This is a genomic window from Streptomyces sp. NPDC047014, from assembly GCF_040644195.1.
Classification (GTDB): domain Bacteria; phylum Actinomycetota; class Actinomycetes; order Streptomycetales; family Streptomycetaceae; genus Streptomyces.
Map to the genome: position 1 here is coordinate 1 of NZ_JBEYVX010000109.1, position 19,001 is coordinate 19,001.

The 19,001-nt window shown below is 73.1% G+C and carries 22 protein-coding genes; 14 read left to right on the forward strand and 8 right to left on the reverse strand.

Annotation, left to right across the window (positions count from 1 at the left end; translation table 11 throughout):
- Nucleotides 1-21 precede the first annotated feature (21 nt).
- The 3 genes from ABZ873_RS31045 to amaP are packed head-to-tail and all read left to right on the forward strand — an operon-like array spanning nucleotide 22 to nucleotide 1,461.
- Nucleotides 22-348, forward strand: coding sequence for a hypothetical protein (locus tag ABZ873_RS31045; RefSeq protein WP_360879139.1), 327 nt, complete (start codon nucleotides 22-24; stop codon nucleotides 346-348).
- Entirely contained in the window at nucleotides 345-899 is a 555-nt protein-coding gene (locus ABZ873_RS31050) for a DUF6286 domain-containing protein (protein WP_360879091.1), read from the forward strand. Before ABZ873_RS31045 ends, ABZ873_RS31050 begins: the two co-directional genes overlap by 4 nt.
- Nucleotides 900-903: 4 nt before the next feature.
- Entirely contained in the window at nucleotides 904-1,461 is a 558-nt protein-coding gene (gene amaP / locus ABZ873_RS31055) for an alkaline shock response membrane anchor protein AmaP (RefSeq protein WP_360879094.1), read from the forward strand.
- A gap of 59 nt (nucleotides 1,462-1,520) precedes the next feature.
- Here amaP and ABZ873_RS31060 read toward each other — a convergent pair whose 3' ends face one another.
- The 5 genes from ABZ873_RS31060 to ABZ873_RS31080 all read right to left on the reverse strand — a co-directional run bounded on the left by ABZ873_RS31060 (nucleotide 1,521) and on the right by ABZ873_RS31080 (nucleotide 5,270).
- Entirely contained in the window at nucleotides 1,521-2,276 is a 756-nt protein-coding gene (locus tag ABZ873_RS31060; RefSeq protein WP_360879097.1) for an SDR family oxidoreductase, read from the reverse strand.
- A gap of 9 nt (nucleotides 2,277-2,285) precedes the next feature.
- The gene (locus tag ABZ873_RS31065) at nucleotides 2,286-3,086 is read right to left on the reverse strand and encodes an SURF1 family protein (protein ID WP_360879100.1); all 801 of its coding nucleotides are present in this window, start codon (nucleotides 3,084-3,086) and stop codon (nucleotides 2,286-2,288) included.
- Between the two features lie 117 nt (nucleotides 3,087-3,203).
- Nucleotides 3,204-3,437, reverse strand: a complete 234-nt coding sequence (locus tag ABZ873_RS31070) for a hypothetical protein (protein WP_360879103.1) — start codon at nucleotides 3,435-3,437, stop codon at nucleotides 3,204-3,206.
- Between the two features lie 127 nt (nucleotides 3,438-3,564).
- Nucleotides 3,565-4,542, reverse strand: coding sequence for a DEDDh family exonuclease (locus ABZ873_RS31075; protein ID WP_360879142.1), 978 nt, complete (start codon nucleotides 4,540-4,542; stop codon nucleotides 3,565-3,567).
- 86 nt (nucleotides 4,543-4,628) lie between these two features.
- Nucleotides 4,629-5,270 carry a TetR family transcriptional regulator gene (locus tag ABZ873_RS31080; protein WP_360879106.1) on the reverse strand — a complete coding sequence of 214 codons (642 nt, stop codon included), beginning with the start codon at nucleotides 5,268-5,270 and terminating at the stop codon, nucleotides 4,629-4,631.
- Between the two features lie 124 nt (nucleotides 5,271-5,394).
- On the opposite strand from ABZ873_RS31080, the gene ABZ873_RS31085 reads away from it, so the two are divergent.
- From ABZ873_RS31085 to ABZ873_RS31115, 7 genes are all read left to right on the forward strand, one after another.
- Entirely contained in the window at nucleotides 5,395-6,192 is a 798-nt protein-coding gene (locus tag ABZ873_RS31085; RefSeq protein ID WP_360879109.1) for an acetoacetate decarboxylase family protein, read from the forward strand.
- 1 nt (nucleotide 6,193) lies between these two features.
- Nucleotides 6,194-7,078 carry an SDR family NAD(P)-dependent oxidoreductase gene (locus ABZ873_RS31090; protein WP_360879112.1) on the forward strand — a complete coding sequence of 295 codons (885 nt, stop codon included), beginning with the start codon at nucleotides 6,194-6,196 and terminating at the stop codon, nucleotides 7,076-7,078.
- An 88-nt stretch (nucleotides 7,079-7,166) separates the two neighbouring features.
- On the forward strand, nucleotides 7,167-8,429 hold the full coding sequence (locus tag ABZ873_RS31095) for an amidohydrolase family protein (protein ID WP_360879145.1): 1,263 nt from the start codon (nucleotides 7,167-7,169) through the stop codon (nucleotides 8,427-8,429).
- A 56-nt stretch (nucleotides 8,430-8,485) separates the two neighbouring features.
- Nucleotides 8,486-9,733, forward strand: a complete 1,248-nt coding sequence (locus tag ABZ873_RS31100) for an amidohydrolase family protein (protein WP_360879148.1) — start codon at nucleotides 8,486-8,488, stop codon at nucleotides 9,731-9,733.
- A 142-nt stretch (nucleotides 9,734-9,875) separates the two neighbouring features.
- Nucleotides 9,876-10,775, forward strand: coding sequence for a sterol desaturase family protein (locus tag ABZ873_RS31105; protein WP_360879115.1), 900 nt, complete (start codon nucleotides 9,876-9,878; stop codon nucleotides 10,773-10,775).
- Between the two features lie 92 nt (nucleotides 10,776-10,867).
- Nucleotides 10,868-11,488: a lysoplasmalogenase gene (locus tag ABZ873_RS31110; protein WP_360879151.1), complete on the forward strand. Its 621-nt coding sequence runs from the start codon at nucleotides 10,868-10,870 to the stop codon at nucleotides 11,486-11,488.
- A 54-nt stretch (nucleotides 11,489-11,542) separates the two neighbouring features.
- Complete coding sequence (locus tag ABZ873_RS31115) at nucleotides 11,543-12,586, forward strand: zinc-dependent alcohol dehydrogenase family protein (protein WP_360879118.1); 1,044 nt, start codon at nucleotides 11,543-11,545, stop codon at nucleotides 12,584-12,586.
- An 83-nt stretch (nucleotides 12,587-12,669) separates the two neighbouring features.
- On the opposite strand, the gene ABZ873_RS31120 is transcribed toward ABZ873_RS31115, so the two are convergent.
- Nucleotides 12,670-14,211, reverse strand: a complete 1,542-nt coding sequence (locus ABZ873_RS31120) for a S8 family serine peptidase (protein ID WP_360879121.1) — start codon at nucleotides 14,209-14,211, stop codon at nucleotides 12,670-12,672.
- A gap of 254 nt (nucleotides 14,212-14,465) precedes the next feature.
- Here ABZ873_RS31120 and ABZ873_RS31125 point away from each other — a divergent pair, with 254 nt between their 5' ends.
- The 3 genes from ABZ873_RS31125 (at nucleotide 14,466) to moaA (ending at nucleotide 17,638) form a co-directional block, all read left to right on the forward strand.
- Entirely contained in the window at nucleotides 14,466-14,831 is a 366-nt protein-coding gene (locus tag ABZ873_RS31125) for a DUF485 domain-containing protein (RefSeq protein ID WP_360879124.1), read from the forward strand.
- Nucleotides 14,828-16,471 (forward strand): cation acetate symporter, encoded by a 1,644-nt coding sequence (locus ABZ873_RS31130; protein ID WP_360879127.1) that lies wholly within the window; start codon nucleotides 14,828-14,830, stop codon nucleotides 16,469-16,471. The genes ABZ873_RS31125 and ABZ873_RS31130 overlap by 4 nt, the downstream gene beginning before the upstream one ends.
- Before the next feature lie 177 nt (nucleotides 16,472-16,648).
- Nucleotides 16,649-17,638, forward strand: coding sequence for a GTP 3',8-cyclase MoaA (gene moaA / locus ABZ873_RS31135; protein ID WP_360879130.1), 990 nt, complete (start codon nucleotides 16,649-16,651; stop codon nucleotides 17,636-17,638).
- A gap of 36 nt (nucleotides 17,639-17,674) precedes the next feature.
- Here moaA and ABZ873_RS31140 read toward each other — a convergent pair whose 3' ends face one another.
- A complete protein-coding gene (locus ABZ873_RS31140; RefSeq protein WP_360879154.1) occupies nucleotides 17,675-17,983 on the reverse strand; it encodes a hypothetical protein in 309 nt (102 codons plus the stop codon).
- 172 nt (nucleotides 17,984-18,155) lie between these two features.
- Complete coding sequence (locus tag ABZ873_RS31145; protein ID WP_360879133.1) at nucleotides 18,156-18,497, reverse strand: DUF3099 domain-containing protein; 342 nt, start codon at nucleotides 18,495-18,497, stop codon at nucleotides 18,156-18,158.
- A 174-nt stretch (nucleotides 18,498-18,671) separates the two neighbouring features.
- Between ABZ873_RS31145 and ABZ873_RS31150 the strand changes: the two genes are divergently transcribed.
- A complete protein-coding gene (locus tag ABZ873_RS31150; protein WP_360879136.1) occupies nucleotides 18,672-18,950 on the forward strand; it encodes a GlsB/YeaQ/YmgE family stress response membrane protein in 279 nt (92 codons plus the stop codon).
- The last annotated feature ends 51 nt before the right edge of the window (nucleotides 18,951-19,001 follow it).

Sequence of the window (19,001 nt, forward strand, 5' to 3'; positions counted from 1 at the left end):
GCGCGGGGCAACCCGGCGGCGGTGCCCGCCGCCGACCGCGGGGCCACACGTATCGCGGACCGGGTCGTGGCCAAGATCGCCGCGCAGGCGGCCCGGGAGGCGCTGGCCGTGGTCCCCGGCGCGCCCCCGCACGCCACGGTCACCGTGCACCACGACATCGCCCGGGTGCATGTGAGCCTGGAGCTGGACTACCCCTCCGACGTGGCCGCCCAGTGCGCAGCCGTCCGCGGCCGGGTCGTCCGCCGCGTGGAGGAGTACGCGAACATGTCCGTTCCCGAGGTGGACATCGACATCGAGCGGCTGCACTCCGCGCACACCGCCGCCGGCCGGGACCGGCGGCTGCGGTGACGGCCACCCGCTTCCGGTCCGCCCGCCGCATCCCCGCGGCGCTGGTCGCCCTGCTGGTGATCGGCGTGAGCGGGCTGTTCCTCTACGACCTGGCCGCCGTACGGGCCGAGCGCCCGGCCATGGCCTGGCGGCGCGAGCTGGCCCGGCGGCTGGAGACGTACACCCCCTCCGACACGACGGTCCAGCTGGCCGGGGTGGTGCTCGCGCTGCTCGGGCTGGTGCTCCTGGTGCTGGCCGTCACCCCCGGGATCCGCCGGATCCTGATGATGCGCGGCCCCGAGCAGGAGGGCGAGGAGGTCCCCGGCCCCGGGCTGCGGGCCGGGATCGGCCGCAAGGACGCCGCGATGGTGCTGCGGGACCGGGCCATGGAGGTGCCCGGCGTACGCTCCGCGCGGGTCCGGATGGGCCGCTCGCGGGTACGGGTGCGGGCCACCTCGCACTTCCGCGCACTGGACGAGGTACGGGACGAGCTGGACGCGGTCATGGCCGTCGGCATCGACGAGCTGGGTCTCGCGCGCCCGCCGCGGCCGCGCGTACGGGTCAGGAGGTGAGCGGATGCTCGGGACGGTGAACCGGATCCTGCTGGCGGTGGCCGGGGCGGTGCTGCTGGCGGCCGGGGTCGTCCTGCTGACGGCCGTGCGGCCGCTCCACGGACGGGCCGCGCCGCTGCTGACCGCCGCCGACCGGCGCCGGTACCTGCACGCCGACGGCTGGTGGTTCTGGGTGCTGCTCGCGGCCCTCGCCGTCGTCCTGGTGCTGGCGCTGTGGTGGCTGCTGGCGCAGCTCAAGCGCACGCGGCTGCGGACGGTGCCCGTGGACACCGGGGACGGGACCTTCGCCGTCCTGCGCGGGCGCGCCCTCGCGGACGCCGTCGCCGCCGAGGCCGGCGCCCTGGACGGGGTCGCCGGCTGCCGGGTCGCCCTGCGCGGGCGGCGCGGATCGCCCGCGCTGCGGGTGGCGGTGGAGCTGGAGCCCCACGCCGTCCCCGCCGACACGCTGGCCGGACTGGCCGGGCCGGTGCTCGGCCACGCCCGGACCTCGGCGGGCCTCGCGGACCTGCCGGCGGAGGCCCGCTTCAAGGTCAGCTCCCACCGGGCCCGGCGCGTGAGCTGACCGGTGGGTGAGCTGACCGGTGTGTCCGCGCACCTGAGCCGGGGTGCGCGGACGGCCGGTCAGAAGCCGTGCCGGAAGCCGCCGTCGACGGGCAGCATCACGCCCGTCAGATAGGAGGCGGCGGGCGACAGCAGGAAGGCCGCCGTACGGCCGAACTCCTCCGGCGCCCCGTACCGGCGCAGCGGGATGCGCGCCTCGTGCCCGGCGCGCGCCGCCGCGGCGTCACCGGAGAGCGCGTCGAGCTCCCGTACCCGGTCGGTGTCGATCCGCGCCGGCAGCAGGCCGACCACGCGGATCCCGCGCGGGCCCAGCTCCACGGAGAGGGACTTCGCGAAGCCCGCGAGCCCCGGGCGCAGCCCGTTGGAGATGGTCAGGCCGGGGATCGGCTCGTGCACCGAGCCCGAGAGGACGAAGCCGATGACCCCGCCCTCGCCCAGCCCGGCGGCGGCCTCGCGGGCCAGCCGGACCGCGCCGAGGAAGACCGATTCGAAGGCGGCCGTCCACTGCTCGTCGGTGTTGCCCGCCGCGGTGCCGGGGGCCGGGCCGCCGACGCTGATGAGGATGCCGTCGAAGCGGCCGAAGCGCTCGCGGGCGGTGGTGATCAGCCGGGCGGCGGCCGCCGGGTCGGAGTTGTCGGCGGCCACGCCCACGGCGTCCGGGCCGAGCGCGGCGGCGGCCTCGGCCGCCCGCTTCTCGTCCCGGCCGGTCACGAGGACCTTCGCGCCGTCGGCGGTCAGCTCCCGGGCGGTGGCGAGTCCGAGGCCGCGCGTGGCCCCGGTGACGATGTAGACGCGGTCCTTCAGTCCAAGATCCATGCCGCTACGCTACGCCGTCGCGGGCGCCGCCTCCGCGGCCCGGGCGGCTTCCGCCGCGGCGGCGGCCTGCTCGCGGTCGCGCTTCTCGCGCCGTACGAGGACCAGCCAGCCCACCGGCACGCTCGACGCGAACAGCCACCACTGGACCGCGTACGCCATGTGCGCGCCGATCGAGTCGTGGTCGGGCTCGCCCACCGGCTCCGGGCCGCCGTCCGCCGGGACCGGGGCGGTGAGCTCCAGGTAGCCGCCGAGGACCGGCCTGCCCAGGTACTCCGCCTGCCGCTCGCTGTTGATCAGCATCACCTGGCGGTCGGGCAGGCCCTTGCGGTCCTTGATGCCGCTGCCGCCGCTGGTCTCGTCGGCCTTGAGCCGGCCGGTGACGGTGACCTCGCCTGCGGGCGGCGTGGGTACCGGGGGATAGGCGCGCGGGTCGTCGCCGCCCGCCACCCAGCCGCGGTTCACGAGGACCACCCGGCCGTCGGCGAGGACGAGCGGGGTCAGCACATGGAAGCCGACCTTGTCGTCCTTGTCGGTGCGCATGCGTACGACGACCTCGTGGGCGCCGTCGTAGGTGCCGGTGGCGGTGACCGCGCGCCAGTAGTCCGCGCGCGGGACCTTGTGGCCGGGGGAGGTGACCTCGGTCATGGGGACCGGCTTCGCCCGCAGGTTCGTCTCGATCAGCTGGTTCTGCACGACCCGGCGTTCGTGCCGGTGGTACTGCCAGAACCCGAGCTTGATCATCACGGGGATGAGGACGAGCGCGATGAGGGTGAGGCACACCCACTGCCGGGTCAGGACGAAGCGGTACACGCCCACGACGGTACCCCCAGCGCGCGGGACCCCGGCGGCCGGGTGGCCGTCCGGGGTCACGGGAGGGGGTACGGGGGCAGGTGACGGGGGAGCGGGCGGCGGACGGGCCGGCGGGGGTCAGACGCGGTCGACGATCCCCACCTTCCCCTCCGCGCGGGCGCAGTGCGCACCGCAGAACCACTGGCCCTGGACCTCGACGCCCTGCCCGATGATGGAGACCCGGCAGTGCTCGCAGACGGGCGCCATGCGGTGGATGGCGCAGGAGAAGCAGTCGAAGACGTGCACCGCGCCCTGCGCGTGCACCTCGAAGGACATGCCGTAATCGTTTCCGCAGACCTCACAACGTGCCATGCGCCGAATGCTGCGCAGGGGGAGGGGCCGGAACAAGATCCGCCCCCGTGAGTCGCCGCGCCTGCACCCGGGCGGCGCAACCCGGCGCGGGCGGGCGCGAGCCGGCGCCGCCCGGCGGGGGCGCGGCTCAGGAGTCGGCCGGGGCCACGTCCCGCAGCAGCTGGGTGAAGGCCGCCTCGTCCACCACCGGGGTGCCGAAGGACTTGGCCTTGACCGTCTTGGACGTGGCCGAGTCCGGGTCGTTCGTCACGAGGAGGCTGGTGAGCCGCGACACACTCGTCGCCACATGCAGCCCCGCCTCGACCGCCCGGTCCTCCAGCAGCTCCCGTTCCACCGAGGTGTCCCCGGAGAAGGCGATCCGCATGCCCTGCTGGAGCGGCTTGCCGTCCTCGAAACGCCCCGGGTTGGGGTGCGGGCACGGCGGGCGCTTGCGCGAGGCCCGCCAGCTGCCGCCCCGGTAGTCCGCCTGCCGGCCGATGCGCGGGGTGGCGGCCGAGTCCGTCCACTCCGTCAGCGGGCGGCACTCCAGCAGCGGCAGCCGGACCCCGTCGCGCGCGGCGGCGTGCAGCGAGGGGCGGAACGCCTCCGCCAGCACCCGGGCGTCGTCCAGGGCGTGGTGGGCGCGCTGCTGGACCACACCGAAGTGCGCGGCCAGCGACTCCAGCTTGTGGTTGGGGAGCGGGAGGTTCAGCTCCTTCGACAGGGCGATGGTGCACAGCCGCTGACGGACCGGCGCCGTGGTGGCGGCCCGCGCGTACTCCCGGGCGATCATCTGCCAGTCGAAGATGGCGTTGTGCGCGACGAGCACCCGGTCGGCGAGCCGGCCGGCGAACTCCTCGGCGATGTCCCCGAAGAGCGGGGCGTCGTCGAGCATCGCGCTCGTCAGCCCGTGGATCCACACCGGGCCCGGGTCCCGCTGCGGGTTGACCAGGCTGTACCAGTGGTCCTCCACATTGCCCCGCGCGTCCAGCCGGTAGACGGCGGCGGAGACTATCCGGTCGTCGCGAGCGAGCCCGGTGGTCTCCACGTCGACGACCGCGTACCCCTGGGGATACGCGGTCGGCCACGTCGTCTCTGCGGTCGTACGGTCGTCGAGCATGGTCACAGAGGATATCGGCACGCACCGACACCGCCGCCCCACCCTCGGTCAGCCCGGCCCGCCCGCCAGGTCAGCCCGGCCCGCCCGGCCGGTCAGCCCGGCCCGCCCGCCCCGTCCTCCGGTGCCAGCAGGGCCGTCACCAGGGCCCGTACGGAGAGCAGGAAGAGCCGTTCCGGATCGGCCGGGCGGGCCAGCGCGCGGGCCAGCGGCGGGTCGTCGGGGGCGGTGGCCGGATCCCACAGCTCGCCCTCGCCCGGGGACTGCGCGGGGGCCCGCTCGCGGTTGCGCTCCACCAGCAGGAAGCCCACCACCTGGTACTGCACCGCGCGCACCGCGTCGGCCGCCTGGGCGCCGCGCAGCCCGGCGGCGTGCACCTCGTGGACGAGGGCCTGCTGCGCGGGCAGGAACATCCGCTCGGTCAGGCCGCGTTCGTGGACCATCGCGATCAGGTGCGGGCGGGCGCGCAGCTCGCGGCGCAGGGTCCCGGCCACCGAGAGGATCCGCTCGGCGGGGGTGCGGCCGGCCGGGCGGAGGGCGCCCATCTCCTCCACGGTGCGCCGCACGAGGGCGTCGAGCAGGGACTCGCGGTTGCCGACGTGCCAGTAGATGGAGGTCACCGCGGTGCCCAGCTCGGCGGCGAGCCGGCGCATGGTGAGCGCGGCCGGCCCGTGCCGCCGGACCAGCTCCGCGGCGGTTTCCAGCACCTCCTCGCGGGTGAGCGCGGTTCTGGCCATGTCGGTTCTCCGTCGATCTGTCGATCCGTCAGTTCCCGTGTGTGCGCGGGTCTTTACCCTTCATCGGCATCGGTGTAACTGTGTTACAGATCCGACTCCGCCCGCGACAGGGAGGGTGCGACACATGGCACGCGTACGGTACGGAGCGCGCACCGAGGCCGAGATCACGGCCGCGCGCGAGAAGAGTTCCCGGCTGCCCGAGATCTGGTCCACCGGGGTCGTCGCCGTCTGGGAGAGCGACCCGGAGGTGGTGGCGGCCGTCCTGCCCCCGCCGCTGGCCCCCGCCGGCCGGCCCCTCGTACGGGCCGCCATCAGCACGGTCGACCTGCCCGGGTACCCCCTGGGCGCCGGCTCGGTGGCCGTCGCCGCCCGGCACGGCGAGGTCGAGGGCTGGTACCCGCTCGTCATGCCGATGACCCACGAGCGGGCGCTCACCGGCGGCCGCGAGGTCTTCGGCGAGCCGAAGAAACTGGGCGAGGTCACCGTCGAGCGCGACGGGCTGGTCGTCCGCGCCGCCCTCGCCCGGCACGGCATCGCCTTCGTGGAGGTGCGCGGCGCGGTGGACCGGACGCTGCCGCTGCCCGAGGCCAGTGTGAAGACCGACTTCTACTTCAAGTTCCTGCCCGCCGCGGACGGTTCGGGCCTGGAGGCGGACCCGGTCCTCGTGCACTGCACCCGCCACGAGAAGGTCCGCAAGCTGGAGCATGTCACCGGTGACGTGGTGCTCCGCGAGTCCATGTACGACCCGGTCGCGGACCTCCCCGTCCGCCGCCTCGTGGAGATCACCCTCGGGGAGAAGACCACCGACCAGCGGGGCAGGGTCGTCGAACGGGTCAGCGCCCGCACCCTCCTGCCGTACGTCCACCAGCGCTACGACGATCCGGCGCAGCTCCTCGACGGCCCCCCGGAAGGCGGGCTGTGAGATGCGACTCGAACCGGGACAGGTGGCCGTCGTCACCGGCGCCGCCGGCGGCATCGGCCTCGCCATGGCCCGCCGCTTCGCCGCGGAGGGCCTGAGGGTCGTCCTCGCGGACGTGGAGGAGAAGGCCCTGCGCGCGGCCGCCGCCGCACTGGAGGCCGACGGCGCCGACGTGCGGGCGGTGCTCGTGGACGTCTCCGACCGCGATTCCGTACTGGCCCTCGCCGACAGCGCGTACGACGCCTACGGCGCGGTGCACGTGCTCTGCAACAACGCGGGCGTCGGCTCCGGCGCCGAGGGCCGCATGTGGGAGCACGAGCCCAACGACTGGAAATGGGCCTTCTCCGTCAACGTATGGGGCGTCTTCCACGGCATCCAGGCGTTCCTGCCGCGGATGCTCGCGGGCGGCGCGCCCGGCCACGTCGTCAACACCTCCTCCGGCGACGGCGGCATCGCCCCGCTGCCCACCGCCTCCGTGTACGCCGTCACCAAGGCGGCCGTGGTCACCATGACCGAGTCCCTGTACGCCCACCTCAAGGCCGAGGGCGCGGCCGTCGGCGCCTCCGTGCTCTTCCCCGGACCGCACATGCTGCGCACCGGGCTGTGGGAGTCGCACCGCAACCGCCCCGAGCGGTACGCGAAGCAGCGCCCGCGCAGGACCCCGTACCGCAGCCTCGACCAGTACGAGGCGGCGATGCGGCGGGCCGGGCGCGAGGTGGCCTTCACCCCGGTGGAGGAGGTCGCCGGGCACGTCGTCGACGGCATCCGCGCCGACCGCTTCTGGATGCTCCCGCCGAGCGAGCACAGCGACCGGCAGATCCTCGCCCGCTCGCGGTCGATGCTCGACCGCGCCAACCCCGCCTACCTGGAAAGCTTCATCCTCGACTGAGGGGCCCGCCGTGCCTGACGACCCGTACGAAGCACCGTATGACGACACGTACGAAGACCCGCGAGAAAACCCGCGCGAAGACCCGTATCTGATCATCTCCTCCGACTGCCACGCGGGCCTGCCCACCGAGCGGTACCGGCCCTATCTCGACTCCCGCTTCCACCGCGCGTTCGACGCGTTCCTCGGCGAGCGGGAGGCCCGCCGCGAGGAGGCCACCCGCCTCGGGATCCGGAACGAGGCGTTCGCCGAGCGCTGGTTCCACGAGCACGAGGAGGGCCTGCGCGGCGGCTGGGACACCGCGCAGCGGCTCAAGGAGCTCGACGGGGACGGCGTGGCCGCCGAGGTGGTCTTCCCCGACGCCGATGCCGTGGACAGCCGTACGGCGGCCCCTTTCGGGGTGGGCCTCGGGCTCTCGGGCGACCAGGACCCGGAGCTCGGCATGGCGGGGGCGCGGGCGCACAACCGGTGGCTGGCGGAGTTCGTCTCCGCGCACCCCGAACGGCACTGCGGTGTGGCCCTGCTGCCCATCACCGGCGAGCCGGGGGAGGTCGTCGCGGAGATCCACCGGGCGAAGGAGTCCGGGCTGGGCGCGCTGATGATCCCCGCGATGTGGGTGGACCGGGCCCCCTACCACGACCGCCGCTACGACCCGGTCTGGGCGGCGGCGGCCGAGACCGGGATGCCCGTCGTCACCCACTCCGGGGCCTCACCCCGCCACGAGTACGGCGACCACCTGGGCATCTTCGTCTCCGAGGTCACCTGGTGGCCGGCCCGCCCGCTGTGGTTCCTGCTCTGGTCCGGGGTCTTCGAACGGCACCCGGGGCTGCGCTTCGGGGTGGCGGAGGCAGGCTGCTGGTGGCTGCCGAACCAGCTGTGGTTCATGGACCGGCTCTACCTCGGCGCGCACGGCGGCAAGAAGCTCTCGCCCTTCGAGGAGCTGAAACGGCCGCCCAGCGAGTACCTGGACCGGCAGGTGTTCATCTGCGCCACGAACACCAAGCGGCGCGAGCTGGCGCAGCGCTACGAGATCGGCGTGGACAACATCCTGTGGGGTTCGGACTTCCCGCACCCCGAGGGCACCTGGCCCGACACCGCCGGCTGGCTGCGGCGCACCTTCCACGACATCCCCGTCGACGAGACCCGGCGGATGCTCGGGCTGGCGGCGGCGGAGGTCTTCGGCTTCGACACCGCGCGGCTCGCCCCGCTCGCCCGCCGGATCGGCCCCACCCCGGCGGCCCTCGGCCAGCCCCCGGACCAGGCGGCGGTACGGGCCTCCTGGGCGCGCTCGCGCGAGGTGGGCCGGCACTGGCTGACGGGGCACGACTTCCCCGTACTGGGGGCCGGGCGGTGACCGGGGGCGGGGGCGGCGCCGTGACCGGCGGCGGCGTGGCGGCGGGCGGCGGCGCGGTGGCCGGGGGCGGCGGGGCGACCGGCAGCGAGGAGGACCGCTACACGGTCATCTCGGCGGACTGCCACGCGGGCGCGGACCTGCTGGACTACCGGCCGTACCTGGAGAAGCGCCACCACGACGACTTCGACGCCTGGGCCGCCGCGTACGTGAACCCGTACGAGGACCTGCTCGCGGACACCGCCGACCGCAACTGGAACTCGGAGCGGCGGCTCGCGGAGCTGGAGGCGGACGGGATCGTCGCCGAGGTCGTCTTCCCCAACACCGTCCCGCCGTTCTTCCCCTCGGCCTCCCTGATGGCCCAGCAGCCGACGGCCGCCGAGTACGCCCTGCGCTGGGCCGGGCTCCAGGCCCACAACCGCTGGCTGGCGGACTTCTGCGCGCTGGCGCCGGGGCGCCGGGCGGGCGTGGCCCAGATCCTGCTGAACGACGTGGACGCGGCGGTGCGGGAGGTCCGCCGCACCCGGGAGGCGGGCCTGACGGGCGGCATCCTGCTGCCCGGCGTACCGCCCGGCTCGCCGGTCCCCGAGCTGTACTCGGCCGTCTACGACCCGCTGTGGGCGGTGTGCGAGGAGCTGGAGGTGCCGGTCAACCACCACGGCGGCTCCGCCTCGCCGCCGCTGGGGGAGGAGCCGGCGGCGCGGGCCGTGTTCATGGTGGAGACCACCTGGTTCTCCCACCGCGCCCTGTGGCACCTGGTCTTCGGCGGCGCCTTCCACCGCCACCCGGGCCTCCGGCTCGTCCTGACGGAACAGGGCTCGGGCTGGATCCCGGGCGTCCTGGACATGCTGGACTACTACCACGGCCGCCTGGGGGCGGCCACAGCCTCCGCGGAGTCCAAGTTCGGGGCGGGCCTGGCGGAGACGATGGGCAAGGGCCCGGGGGAGATCTGGCGGGACAACTGCTTCGTGGGCGCGAGCTTCATGCGCCCCCACGAGGTCCCGCTCCGGGACCGGATCGGCCTCGACAAGATCATGTGGGGCAGCGACTACCCCCACGACGAGGGCACCGCCCCCTTCACCCGCGAGGCCCTCCGCATCGCCTACGCGGGCCTCCCGAGGGCGGAGGTGGCCGCCATGACCGGCGGCAACGCGGCCCACGTCTACGGCTTCGACCTCCCGTACCTGAACACCCTGGCCGCCCACCACGGCCCCCTGACCGCAGAAATCGCCGAACCCCTGACCCGCATCCCCCCGCAAGCCACCAGCCCCGCCTTCGCGAGGGGCGGCTCGGTCCGCGTCTGGTAGCCCCCACGCTCCCGCCGGGGCGGCTCCCGAGCGAATCGGAGCCGCTCCGGCGGGCACCTGGGCGAACCGCCGGTAACATCGCTGGATACCGATCGGTAACAACCCCTAGCGGTGCGCCGGAAGGCGACCCTATGGTGCGGGCATGCCGAACCTGCCCGATGTCGTGCTGTGGTCCATACCCGCCTTCGTACTGCTCACCGTCATCGAGGTGGTCAGCTACCGGCTGCACCCCGACGACGATGCCGCCGGCTACGAGGCCAAGGACGCCGCCACCAGCATGACCATGGGGCTCGGCAGCCTCGGCTTTGATCTGCTGTGGAAGATCCCCGTGGTCGCGGCGTTCACCGCCGTCTACGAACTGACGCCGCTGCGCGTGCCGTTGCTGTGGTGGACGCTTCCGCTGATGCTGCTCCTCCAGGATTTTCTCTACTACTGGCAGCACCGCGGGCACCACGTCGTCCGGATCCTCTGGGCCTGCCACGTCGTGCACCACAGCAGCCGGAGGTTCAACCTCAGCACCGCCCTGCGGCAGCCCTGGACCAGTGCCACCACCTACTGGTTCTACCTGCCGATGGTGGCCCTCGGGGTGCATCCGGCCGTGGTCCCCTTCTGCCACTCGCTCAATCTGCTCTACCAGTTCTGGGTGCACACCGAGCGCATCGGGAAGCTGCCCCGGGCCTATGAGTACGTCTTCAACACCCCCTCCCACCACCGCGTCCACCACGCCTCGCAGGGCGGCTACCTGGACCGGAACTACGGCGGGATCCTGATCGTCTGGGACCGGATCTTCGGCTCCTGGGTGGGGGAGACCGAGAGGCCCGTCTACGGGCTCACCAAGAACATCGGGACCTTCAACCCGCTGCGCGTCGCCACCCACGAGTACGCCGCCATCGCGCGCGACGTACGGGCCGCGCGGAGCTGGAGCGAGCGGGCCGGGCGGGTCTTCCGCGGCCCCGGCTGGCAGCCCGCCGCCACGACCGCCACGGCTCCCGCCACGACCGCCACGGCTCCCGCCCCGGCCGTGCGGGAGAGCGCCGCGTGAGGAGTGGGGTCCAGGCCCCCGGGCCGCCCGTGCCCACCTGGGCCGTGCCGCCGGCCGAGGACGGGCGGGAGCGGGTCGGGTGGTTCGCGCTCGTGGGCTTTGCCGTGGCCACCGCCGTCGATCTTGTGGCGCTGCTGGCAGGCTGGCACCTCGGGCACGTCCTCGCCAAGCCGCTGCTGATGCCGCTGCTCGCCGCGTACGTGCTCAGCCGCGGTGCGCCCCGGCTGCTGGTCGCCGCGCTGCTGTTCGGCTGGGGCGGGGATCTGGCGCTGCTCCTCGACGCCGAGGCCGCCTTCCTCGTCGGCATGGGCTCCTTCGCGGTCGGCCACGTCTGCTACCTCGTACTCTTCGCCCGGCGCCCCGCGCACCCGCTGCTCGGCGGTGCCTACGCGCTCGCCCTCGCCGGGACCGTGGCCCTGCTCTGGGGGGATCTGCCCGCCGGGCTGCGGATCCCCGTCGCCGGATACAGCCTGCTGCTGACCGCCATGGCCTTCCGCTCCGGCGCGCTCGGGGTGCGGGCGGGGGCCGGCGGCGCGCTGTTCCTGCTCTCCGACACCCTCATCGCCGCTGGTGTGGCCGGGTGGCCGCAGCTGCCCCGGCCGGACTTCTGGGTGATGGCCACCTATGCCGCCGCCCAGTACCTCCTCGCCACCCGGGCTACGGGTGCCACCCCCGCCGCCGGCCGCACCGCGCGCGGAGCAGGCGTACGGTAGGACGGACGTCAGTCGTACAAGACTGAACCATCTCTCCCGGAGGACTGCACCACCATGCGCGCCACCGTCATCCACGCCCCGCACGACATCCGCGTGGAGGAGGTGCCCGACGCCGCGATCCGGCGCCCCGAGGACGCCGTCGTCCGCGTCCTGCGTGCCTGCATCTGCGGCAGCGACCTGTGGGCCTACCGCGGCGAGGCCGCCCGTGAGCCCGGCCAGCGGATCGGGCACGAGTTCCTGGGCATCGTCGAGGAGACCGGCTCCGCCGTGTCCTCGCTGCGCGCCGGGGACCTCGTCGTCGCGCCGTTCATGTGGTCGGACGGCACCTGCGAGTTCTGCGCCGAGGGCCTGTACACCTCCTGCGACCACGGCGGCTTCTGGGGCTCGGTCGGCCACGACGGCGGCCAGGGCGAGGCCGTGCGCGTCCCGCACGCCGACGGCACCCTGGTGAAGCTGCCCGCCGAGGCGGTCTCCGACGACCACCTGCTGACCGGCCTGCTCGCCCTCTCCGACGTCATGGGCACCGGCCACCATGCCGCGCTGGGCGCCGGCGTGCGCGCGGGCTCCACGGTCGCGGTGGTCGGCGACGGCGCCGTCGGCCTGTGCGGGGTGCTCGCCGCCAAGCGGCTCGGGGCCGAGCGGATCATCGCACTGGGGCGCCACTCCGTCCGTACGGACATAGCCAAGCTCTTCGGCGCCACCGAGGTCGTCGCCGAGCGCGGCGAGGCCGCCGAGGCGGCGGTGCGCGAGCTGACCGGCGGGCGCGGCGCGCACGCGGTCATCGAGGCGGTCGGCACCGAGCAGTCCATGCGTACGGCCGTGAACATCACCCGCGACGGCGGCTCCATCGGCTACGTCGGCGTCCCGCACGGCAGCGGTACGGGCCTCGACCTCGGCGTCATGTTCGACCGCAACATCACCCTGCGCGGCGGGGTGGCCCCGGTCCGCGCCTACATCCCGGAGCTGCTGGAGGACGTGCTCGCCGGGGTGATCGACCCCGCGCCCGTCTTCGACCGGGCGGTGACCCTGGACGAGGTGCCGGAGGGCTACCGGGCCATGGACGACCGCAGCGCGCTCAAGGTGCTGATCAAGCCCTGACCCGCTGATCCGCCCAAGGAACGGGAGGCCGCGCCGGGCGCGGAGAGCCCCGCCCCCGCCCCGGCCTCCCTGTACCACCGGGGCTACTTCACCGCCTTGAGGGCGTCCACGACCCCCGCGCCGTAGTAGCCGGTCTGGCCCCACTTGCTCTGGCAGCTGGTTGCGTCGATCAGCTTGCCCGTGGCGTCGTAGATCTGGGCCGGGCAGGACGCCTTGGTGGCCTGGGCCTTGAGCATCGCCCGGAGCTGGGACGGCGAGGCCGAGGGGTGGGCGCTCTTGAGCAGCGCCGCCACGCCCGCCACGTGCGGGGAGGCCATCGAGGTGCCCTGCTTGTAGCCGTAGCCCCCGCCCGGGACGGTCGACAGGATGCGGCCGTTGGCGTCCGGGGTGGCCGGGACCTGCCACTTGTCGCCGCCGGGGGCCGCGACGTCGACGATGCCGATGCCGTAGTTCGAGTAGTACGAGCGCAGCCCCTTGTCGCCGGTCGCGGAGACGGTGACCACGCCCGGCAGCTGCCGGGGCAGGTCGAGGCAGTCCTTCGTGTCGACGGTACGGGTGACCGGGGTGGTGTCGTTGGGGCTGGTGGTGTCCTCCAGGGTGGGCGCCGCCAGGTCCTGGTCGGAGTTGCCCGCCGAGGCCACGTGCAGGGTGCCCTTGCGCTCGGCGTACTTGGTGGCCCGGCCGATGGCCTCCACCAGCGCCTTCTGGTCCTCGTCGGACTTGCAGTTGAAGAGCCACGGGTCGACGTAGTAGCTGTTGTTGGTCACCTCGATCCCCTTCTCGGCGGCGAACATGAAGCCGCAGACGACCGCCTCGGTGTAGAAGAGGCCGCTCCCGGGCTCGCTCACCTTGATCGCGGCGATCTTCACCCCGGGCGCGACCCCGCTGATGCCGAGGCCGTTGCGGGCGGCGCCGATGGTGCCCGCCACGTGCGTACCGTGGTCGCTGCCGTCGGCGTACGGGCGCCAGGCGCCCTCGGTGGTGTCGGCGACACCGCCCACGCAGTTCGCGGACTGGCCCTTGGAGAAGTTCGGGGCGAGGTCGGGGTGGGTGTCGTCCACGCCCGTGTCGATGATGCCCACCGTGACGTTCGGGCTGCCGTCGTCGATCCTGTGGGCCTGGTCCGCCTTGATCGTCCGCAGGTCCCACTGGTTGGGCTCCAGCGGCTCCTGGCCCTCCTGGGCCCGCGCCGCCGCCTTGGCCGCGTCCGCCTCGCTCAGCCGCTGGGTGGCGCCCTCGTCGGTGGTCCGCGCGGCCGACATCGGGGCCGTACGGGTGGCGCCGACCGAGACGAACAGGCCGCGCTGGGCCCGCAGCTGCCGGGCGAAGTCCGGGTTCTCGGAGTGCGCGACCACGACCCCGATCTGCTCGTACGAGGTCACCACCGTGCCGCCGGCCCGCTCGATGGCCTTCCTGGCCGCCTTCGCGGTGGCGTAGGTGTTCAGGTTCGCCACGTAGGACAGCTTGGGACCGGTGACGCCGGGCTTCGCCGTCGCCGCGGCGGCCGTGTTCCCCAGCTCGGCGGCGGAGGCGGCGGCCGAGGGCAGGAAGGCGAGGGAAGCGGTGAGCGTCAGGCCGACCGGTACGGCGAGCGCGCGCCGGCGGCGGGATCCCGGATGAGTCATGGGTTCTCCAGATCATCGTGAAAAAGCCGTCCGTACGCGGTCGCGCAGGACGGGTCCATGACAAGGGAACCTAGTGCGGCCGTTCCACCCTCCGCCACGCGTTCGAGAAATAAGTTCCCCAAGAATCCACGGGCGTTGAACCGTCCCGACACGCGGGCCGTGCCGTTGACAGGGGGACCGGCACGACCGTCCCCCCGCACGGAGGCTGTTTTGTCCGTCGTCCCCACCGCACCCGCGTCACAAGGAGATCCCCCGTGACCACCGAACCAGCGCCGCCCCCGGACGGCGCGGGCAAGCGCCCGGCGACCCCCACGGCAGAAGAGTTCGCGAGCGTCCAGCAGAGCTCCGAGTTCGCCGAACTCCGCCACTCCTACCGCAGCTTCGCCTTCCCGCTCACCGTGGCCTTCATCGCCTGGTACCTGCTCTACGTGCTGCTCTGCAACTACGCCGGCGCGTTCATGGGGACCAAGCTCTTCGGCAACATCAACGTCGCCCTCGTCCTCGGTCTCGCCCAGTTCGCGACGACCTTCCTCATCGCCTGGCTCTACTCACGGCACGCCGCCTCCCGGCTCGACCCCCGGGCGGACGCCATCAAGGCGCGGATGGAGGCCACCGAATGACCGCCGCCCTGCACACCACGACACTCCCCGCCACCACCCTCGCCGCGGGCGCCTCCGAGCACCGGCCGCTGATCATCACCCTCTTCGGGCTGTTCGTCGTCGCCACCCTGATCGTCACCGTCTGGGCGGGCCGCCAGACCAAGGACGCCTCCGACTTCTACGCGGGCGGCCGCCAGTTCACCGGCTTCCAGAACGGCCTGGCCATCTCCGGCGACTACATGTCCGCCGCGTCCTTCCTCGGCATCGCCGGCGCCATCGCCCTCTTCGGCTACGACGGCTTCCTCTACTCCGTCGGCTTCCTCGTCGCCTGGCTGGTCGCCCTGCTGCTCGTCGCCGAGCCGCTGCGCAACTCCGGCCGCTACACGATGGGCGACGTCCTGGCCTTCCGGATGCGGCAGCGGCCCGTCCGTACCGCCGCCGGCGTCTCCACCATCGTGGTCTCGATCTTCTACCTGCTTGCGCAGATGGCCGGCGCCGGCGTCCTGGTCTCGCTGCTGCTGGGCATCACCAGCGACAGCGGCAAGGTCGCCGTGGTCGCGCTGGTCGGCGTACTGATGATCCTCTACGTGACCATCGGCGGCATGAAGGGCACCACCTGGGTACAGATGATCAAGGCCGTCCTGCTGATCGCGGGCGCCCTCCTCATCACCTTCCTGGTGCTCCTGAAGTTCGACTTCAACGTCTCCGACCTGCTCGGCACGGCCGCCGAGAACAGCGGACAGGGGACGAAGTTCCTGGAGCCCGGCCTCAAGTACGGCAAGGACGCCACCTCGAAGCTGGACTTCATCTCCCTCGGCATCGCCCTCGTCCTCGGCACCGCCGGGCTGCCGCACATCCTGATCCGCTTCTACACCGTCCCCACCGCCAGGGCCGCCCGCAAGTCCGTGAACTGGGCCATCGGCATCATCGGCGCCTTCTACCTGATGACCATCGCCCTCGGCTTCGGCGCCGCGGCCCTCCTCTCCCGCGCGGACATCCTCGCCTCCAACAAGGCCGGCAACACCGCCGCACCCCTGCTCGCCCAGGCCGTCGGCGGCGGCCCGGACTCCACCGGCGGCGCCGTACTGCTCGCCGTGATCTCCGCCGTCGCCTTCGCCACCATCCTCGCCGTGGTCGCGGGCCTCACCCTCGCCTCCTCCTCGTCCTTCGCGCACGACCTGTACGTCAACGTCATCCGCAAGGGCAAGGCCACCGACCAGGAGGAGGTACGGGCCGCCCGCTGGTCCACCGTCGTCATCGGCGCGATCGCCATCGGCCTCGGCGCCCTCGCCCGCGACCTGAACGTGGCCGGCCTGGTCGCGCTCGCCTTCGCGGTAGCCGCCTCCGCCAACCTGCCGACCATCCTCTACAGCCTCTTCTGGAAGCGCTTCACCACCCGCGGCGCGCTCTGGTCCACCTACGGCGGCCTGATCGCGGCGGTCGGCCTCGTCCTGTTCTCCCCGGTCGTCTCCGGCAAGCCGACCTCGATGTTCAAGGACGTGGACTTCTACTGGTTCCCCCTGGAGAACCCGGGCATCATCTCCATCCCCCTCGGCTTCCTGCTGGGCTGGCTGGGAACCGTCCTGTCCAAGGAGAAGGCCGACCCGCAGAAGTTCGCCGAGCTGGAGGTGCGCTCCCTCACCGGAACAGGGGCGCACTGACAACGTACGAACACCCAGCGTGGCCGCGTCGTAGATCCCTACGACGCGGCCGCGTTACGTATCGTTCATTCGGGCAGCTCCCCGCGACACACCCGTCACGTAGGCTCGAAAGTGAACGCGTGACCTGGATCCCGTCTCACGCGCACCTCTAGATCCGGACAGGGGAGGGGGCCCACAGTGCTTCTCGACACCTATGGCCGCGTGGCCACTGACCTGCGCGTCTCACTCACCGACCGGTGCAACCTGCGCTGCACGTACTGCATGCCCGAGGAGGGACTGCAGTGGCTCGGCAAGTCCGACCTGCTCACCGACGACGAGATCGTCCGGCTGATCCGCATCGCCGTCACCCACCTGGGGATCACCGAGGTCCGCTTCACCGGCGGTGAACCCCTGCTCCGCCCCGGACTCGTCGGCATCGTCGAGCGGTGCGCCGCCCTGGAGCCCCGCCCCCAGATGTCCCTGACCACCAACGGCATCGGCCTCAAGCGCACCGCGCAGGCACTCAAGGCCGCCGGACTGGACCGGGTGAACGTCTCCCTCGACACCCTGCGCCCCGAGGTCTTCAAGACCCTCACCCGCCGCGACCGGCACAAGGACGTCATCGAGGGCATGGCCGCCGCCCGCGACGCCGGGCTCACCCCGGTCAAGGTCAACGCCGTACTGATGCCCGGCCTCAACGAGGACGAGGCTCCCGAGCTGCTGGCCTGGGCCGTGGAGAACGCGTACGAGCTGCGCTTCATCGAGCAGATGCCCCTGGACGCCCAGCACGGCTGGAAGCGCGAGGGCATGATCACCGCCGGGGACATCCTCCAGTCGCTGCGCACCCGCTTCACCCTCACCGAGGAGGGCGCCGGGGAACGCGGCTCCGCCCCCGCCGAGCGCTGGGTGGTCGACGGCGGGCCCGCCACCGTCGGCGTCATCGCCTCCGTCACCCGCCCGTTCTGCGGAGCCTGCGACCGCACCCGGCTCACGGCCGACGGCCAGATCCGTACGTGCCTCTTCGCCACGGAGGAATCGGACCTGCGCGGCGCCCTGCGCTCGGGCGCCCCGGACGAGGAGATCGCCCGGCTGTGGCAGGTGGCCATGTGGGGCAAGAAGGCCGGCTCCGGCCTGGACGACCCGTCCTTCCTCCAGCCCGACCGCCCGATGTCCGCGATCGGCGGCTGAGACGGGAGATCCGGGCCAGACACCCGCCGGCTCCGCTCAGCGGGGCCGGTCCGAGCCCTCCGGCTGCACCCACGCGCCCAGCTCCACCACGTCCTTGAGGAATCCCCGCACCCCGAGGAACTGCGACAGGTGCTCGCGGTGCTCCTCGCAGGCCAGCCAGGTCTTGCGCCGCTCCGGCGTGTGCAGCTTCGGGTTGTTCCACGCCAGCACCCAGACGGCCGCGTCCCGGCAGCCCTTGGCCGAGCAGGTCGGAGCGCCGTCAGGGCCGGAAGCACCGGCGGCACCGGAGGAGCCGGACGGGCCGAAGAGGCTGGGGAGGTCGCCGGGGAGGTCGGAGGAAGTCACGACCCCACCCTAAAGGCTGACCCGCGACAGGCGGCCGGGCCGCCCGCAGGACGGAATGGCGACGCCGAGCAGCCACGGGGGGAGCTGCCCGGCGTCGGTCCGTCGCTCCGACGGGGGATGCGGAGCGCGTGAGCAGTATGTCACGCAGGACCCGGTGCGGTGCACCGGAACTTCATGATTGATCTGAGCTTTTCTTGAGGTTTCCCGCCTCCAGCACCGGCTGTACGGGGGCGGGCATGAAGTGGGAGGGCAGCGAGGGGGCCGACTCGCGCCCCGCGTTGGCGATGACCACGGCCACGTACGGCAGCAGCGCACCGGCGATCAGCGTGAGGATCGCGACGGGCCGCTGCACATTCCACAAGAGCACGGTCGCGATGACCGACAGGGTCCTGACACCCATGGAGATCACATATCGGCGCTGGCGGCCGCGGACATCCTCGGCCAGCCCCATCCGGGCGCCGGTGATCCGGAAGACCTCGGCCCCGTTCCGCTTCTGCCGCTTCACCCGTTCCATGTCCTACCACCGATCGCCCGCCGGGCGCCTCCCGTCCCGGACCCCTCCACGGTACGCGGCCCCCGCCGCCGGGGGCACAGGGGGACCCCCATCGGCCCGTCCGAAATGCGCGGTACGCCGGGCGGCCCGAGACTGGGCCCACGTGCGCACACCGCGCCCGGGAGGAGGCTCTACATGTCTTGGTTGTGGGCGATCATCGTCGGTTTCGTGCTGGGACTGATTGCCAAGCTGATCCTGCCCGGCAAACAGCACCAGCCCCTCTGGCTGACCACCCTCATGGGCATCATCGGCGGCGTCCTCGGCAACGCCGTCGCCGCCTGGATCGGGGTCGCCGACACCCGGGGCATCGACTGGACCCGCCACCTGCTGCAACTCGCGGGCGCGGTCCTCTTCGTCTTCCTCGGCGAGATGGCCTACAAGGCGATGCGCGGCGGCAGCCGCCGGACGGTCTGAGCCGCCGCGGGCACACGGCGGAGGGGCCGGCGCGGACATCACGTCCGCGCC

Coding starts and splice junctions, on each gene's coding strand:
- amaP (WP_360879094.1), top strand. CDS start 904: ATGCTCGGGACGGTGAACCGGATCCTGCTGGCGGTGGCCGGGGCGGTG.
- ABZ873_RS31145 (WP_360879133.1), bottom strand. CDS start 18,497: ATGGAACGGGTGAAGCGGCAGAAGCGGAACGGGGCCGAGGTCTTCCGG.
- ABZ873_RS31085 (WP_360879109.1), top strand. CDS start 5,395: ATGGCACGCGTACGGTACGGAGCGCGCACCGAGGCCGAGATCACGGCC.
- ABZ873_RS31080 (WP_360879106.1), bottom strand. CDS start 5,270: ATGGCCAGAACCGCGCTCACCCGCGAGGAGGTGCTGGAAACCGCCGCG.
- ABZ873_RS31070 (WP_360879103.1), bottom strand. CDS start 3,437: ATGGCACGTTGTGAGGTCTGCGGAAACGATTACGGCATGTCCTTCGAG.
- ABZ873_RS31105 (WP_360879115.1), top strand. CDS start 9,876: ATGCCGAACCTGCCCGATGTCGTGCTGTGGTCCATACCCGCCTTCGTA.
- ABZ873_RS31120 (WP_360879121.1), bottom strand. CDS start 14,211: ATGACTCATCCGGGATCCCGCCGCCGGCGCGCGCTCGCCGTACCGGTC.
- ABZ873_RS31150 (WP_360879136.1), top strand. CDS start 18,672: ATGTCTTGGTTGTGGGCGATCATCGTCGGTTTCGTGCTGGGACTGATT.
- ABZ873_RS31060 (WP_360879097.1), bottom strand. CDS start 2,276: ATGGATCTTGGACTGAAGGACCGCGTCTACATCGTCACCGGGGCCACG.
- ABZ873_RS31090 (WP_360879112.1), top strand. CDS start 6,194: ATGCGACTCGAACCGGGACAGGTGGCCGTCGTCACCGGCGCCGCCGGC.
- ABZ873_RS31130 (WP_360879127.1), top strand. CDS start 14,828: ATGACCGCCGCCCTGCACACCACGACACTCCCCGCCACCACCCTCGCC.
- ABZ873_RS31115 (WP_360879118.1), top strand. CDS start 11,543: ATGCGCGCCACCGTCATCCACGCCCCGCACGACATCCGCGTGGAGGAG.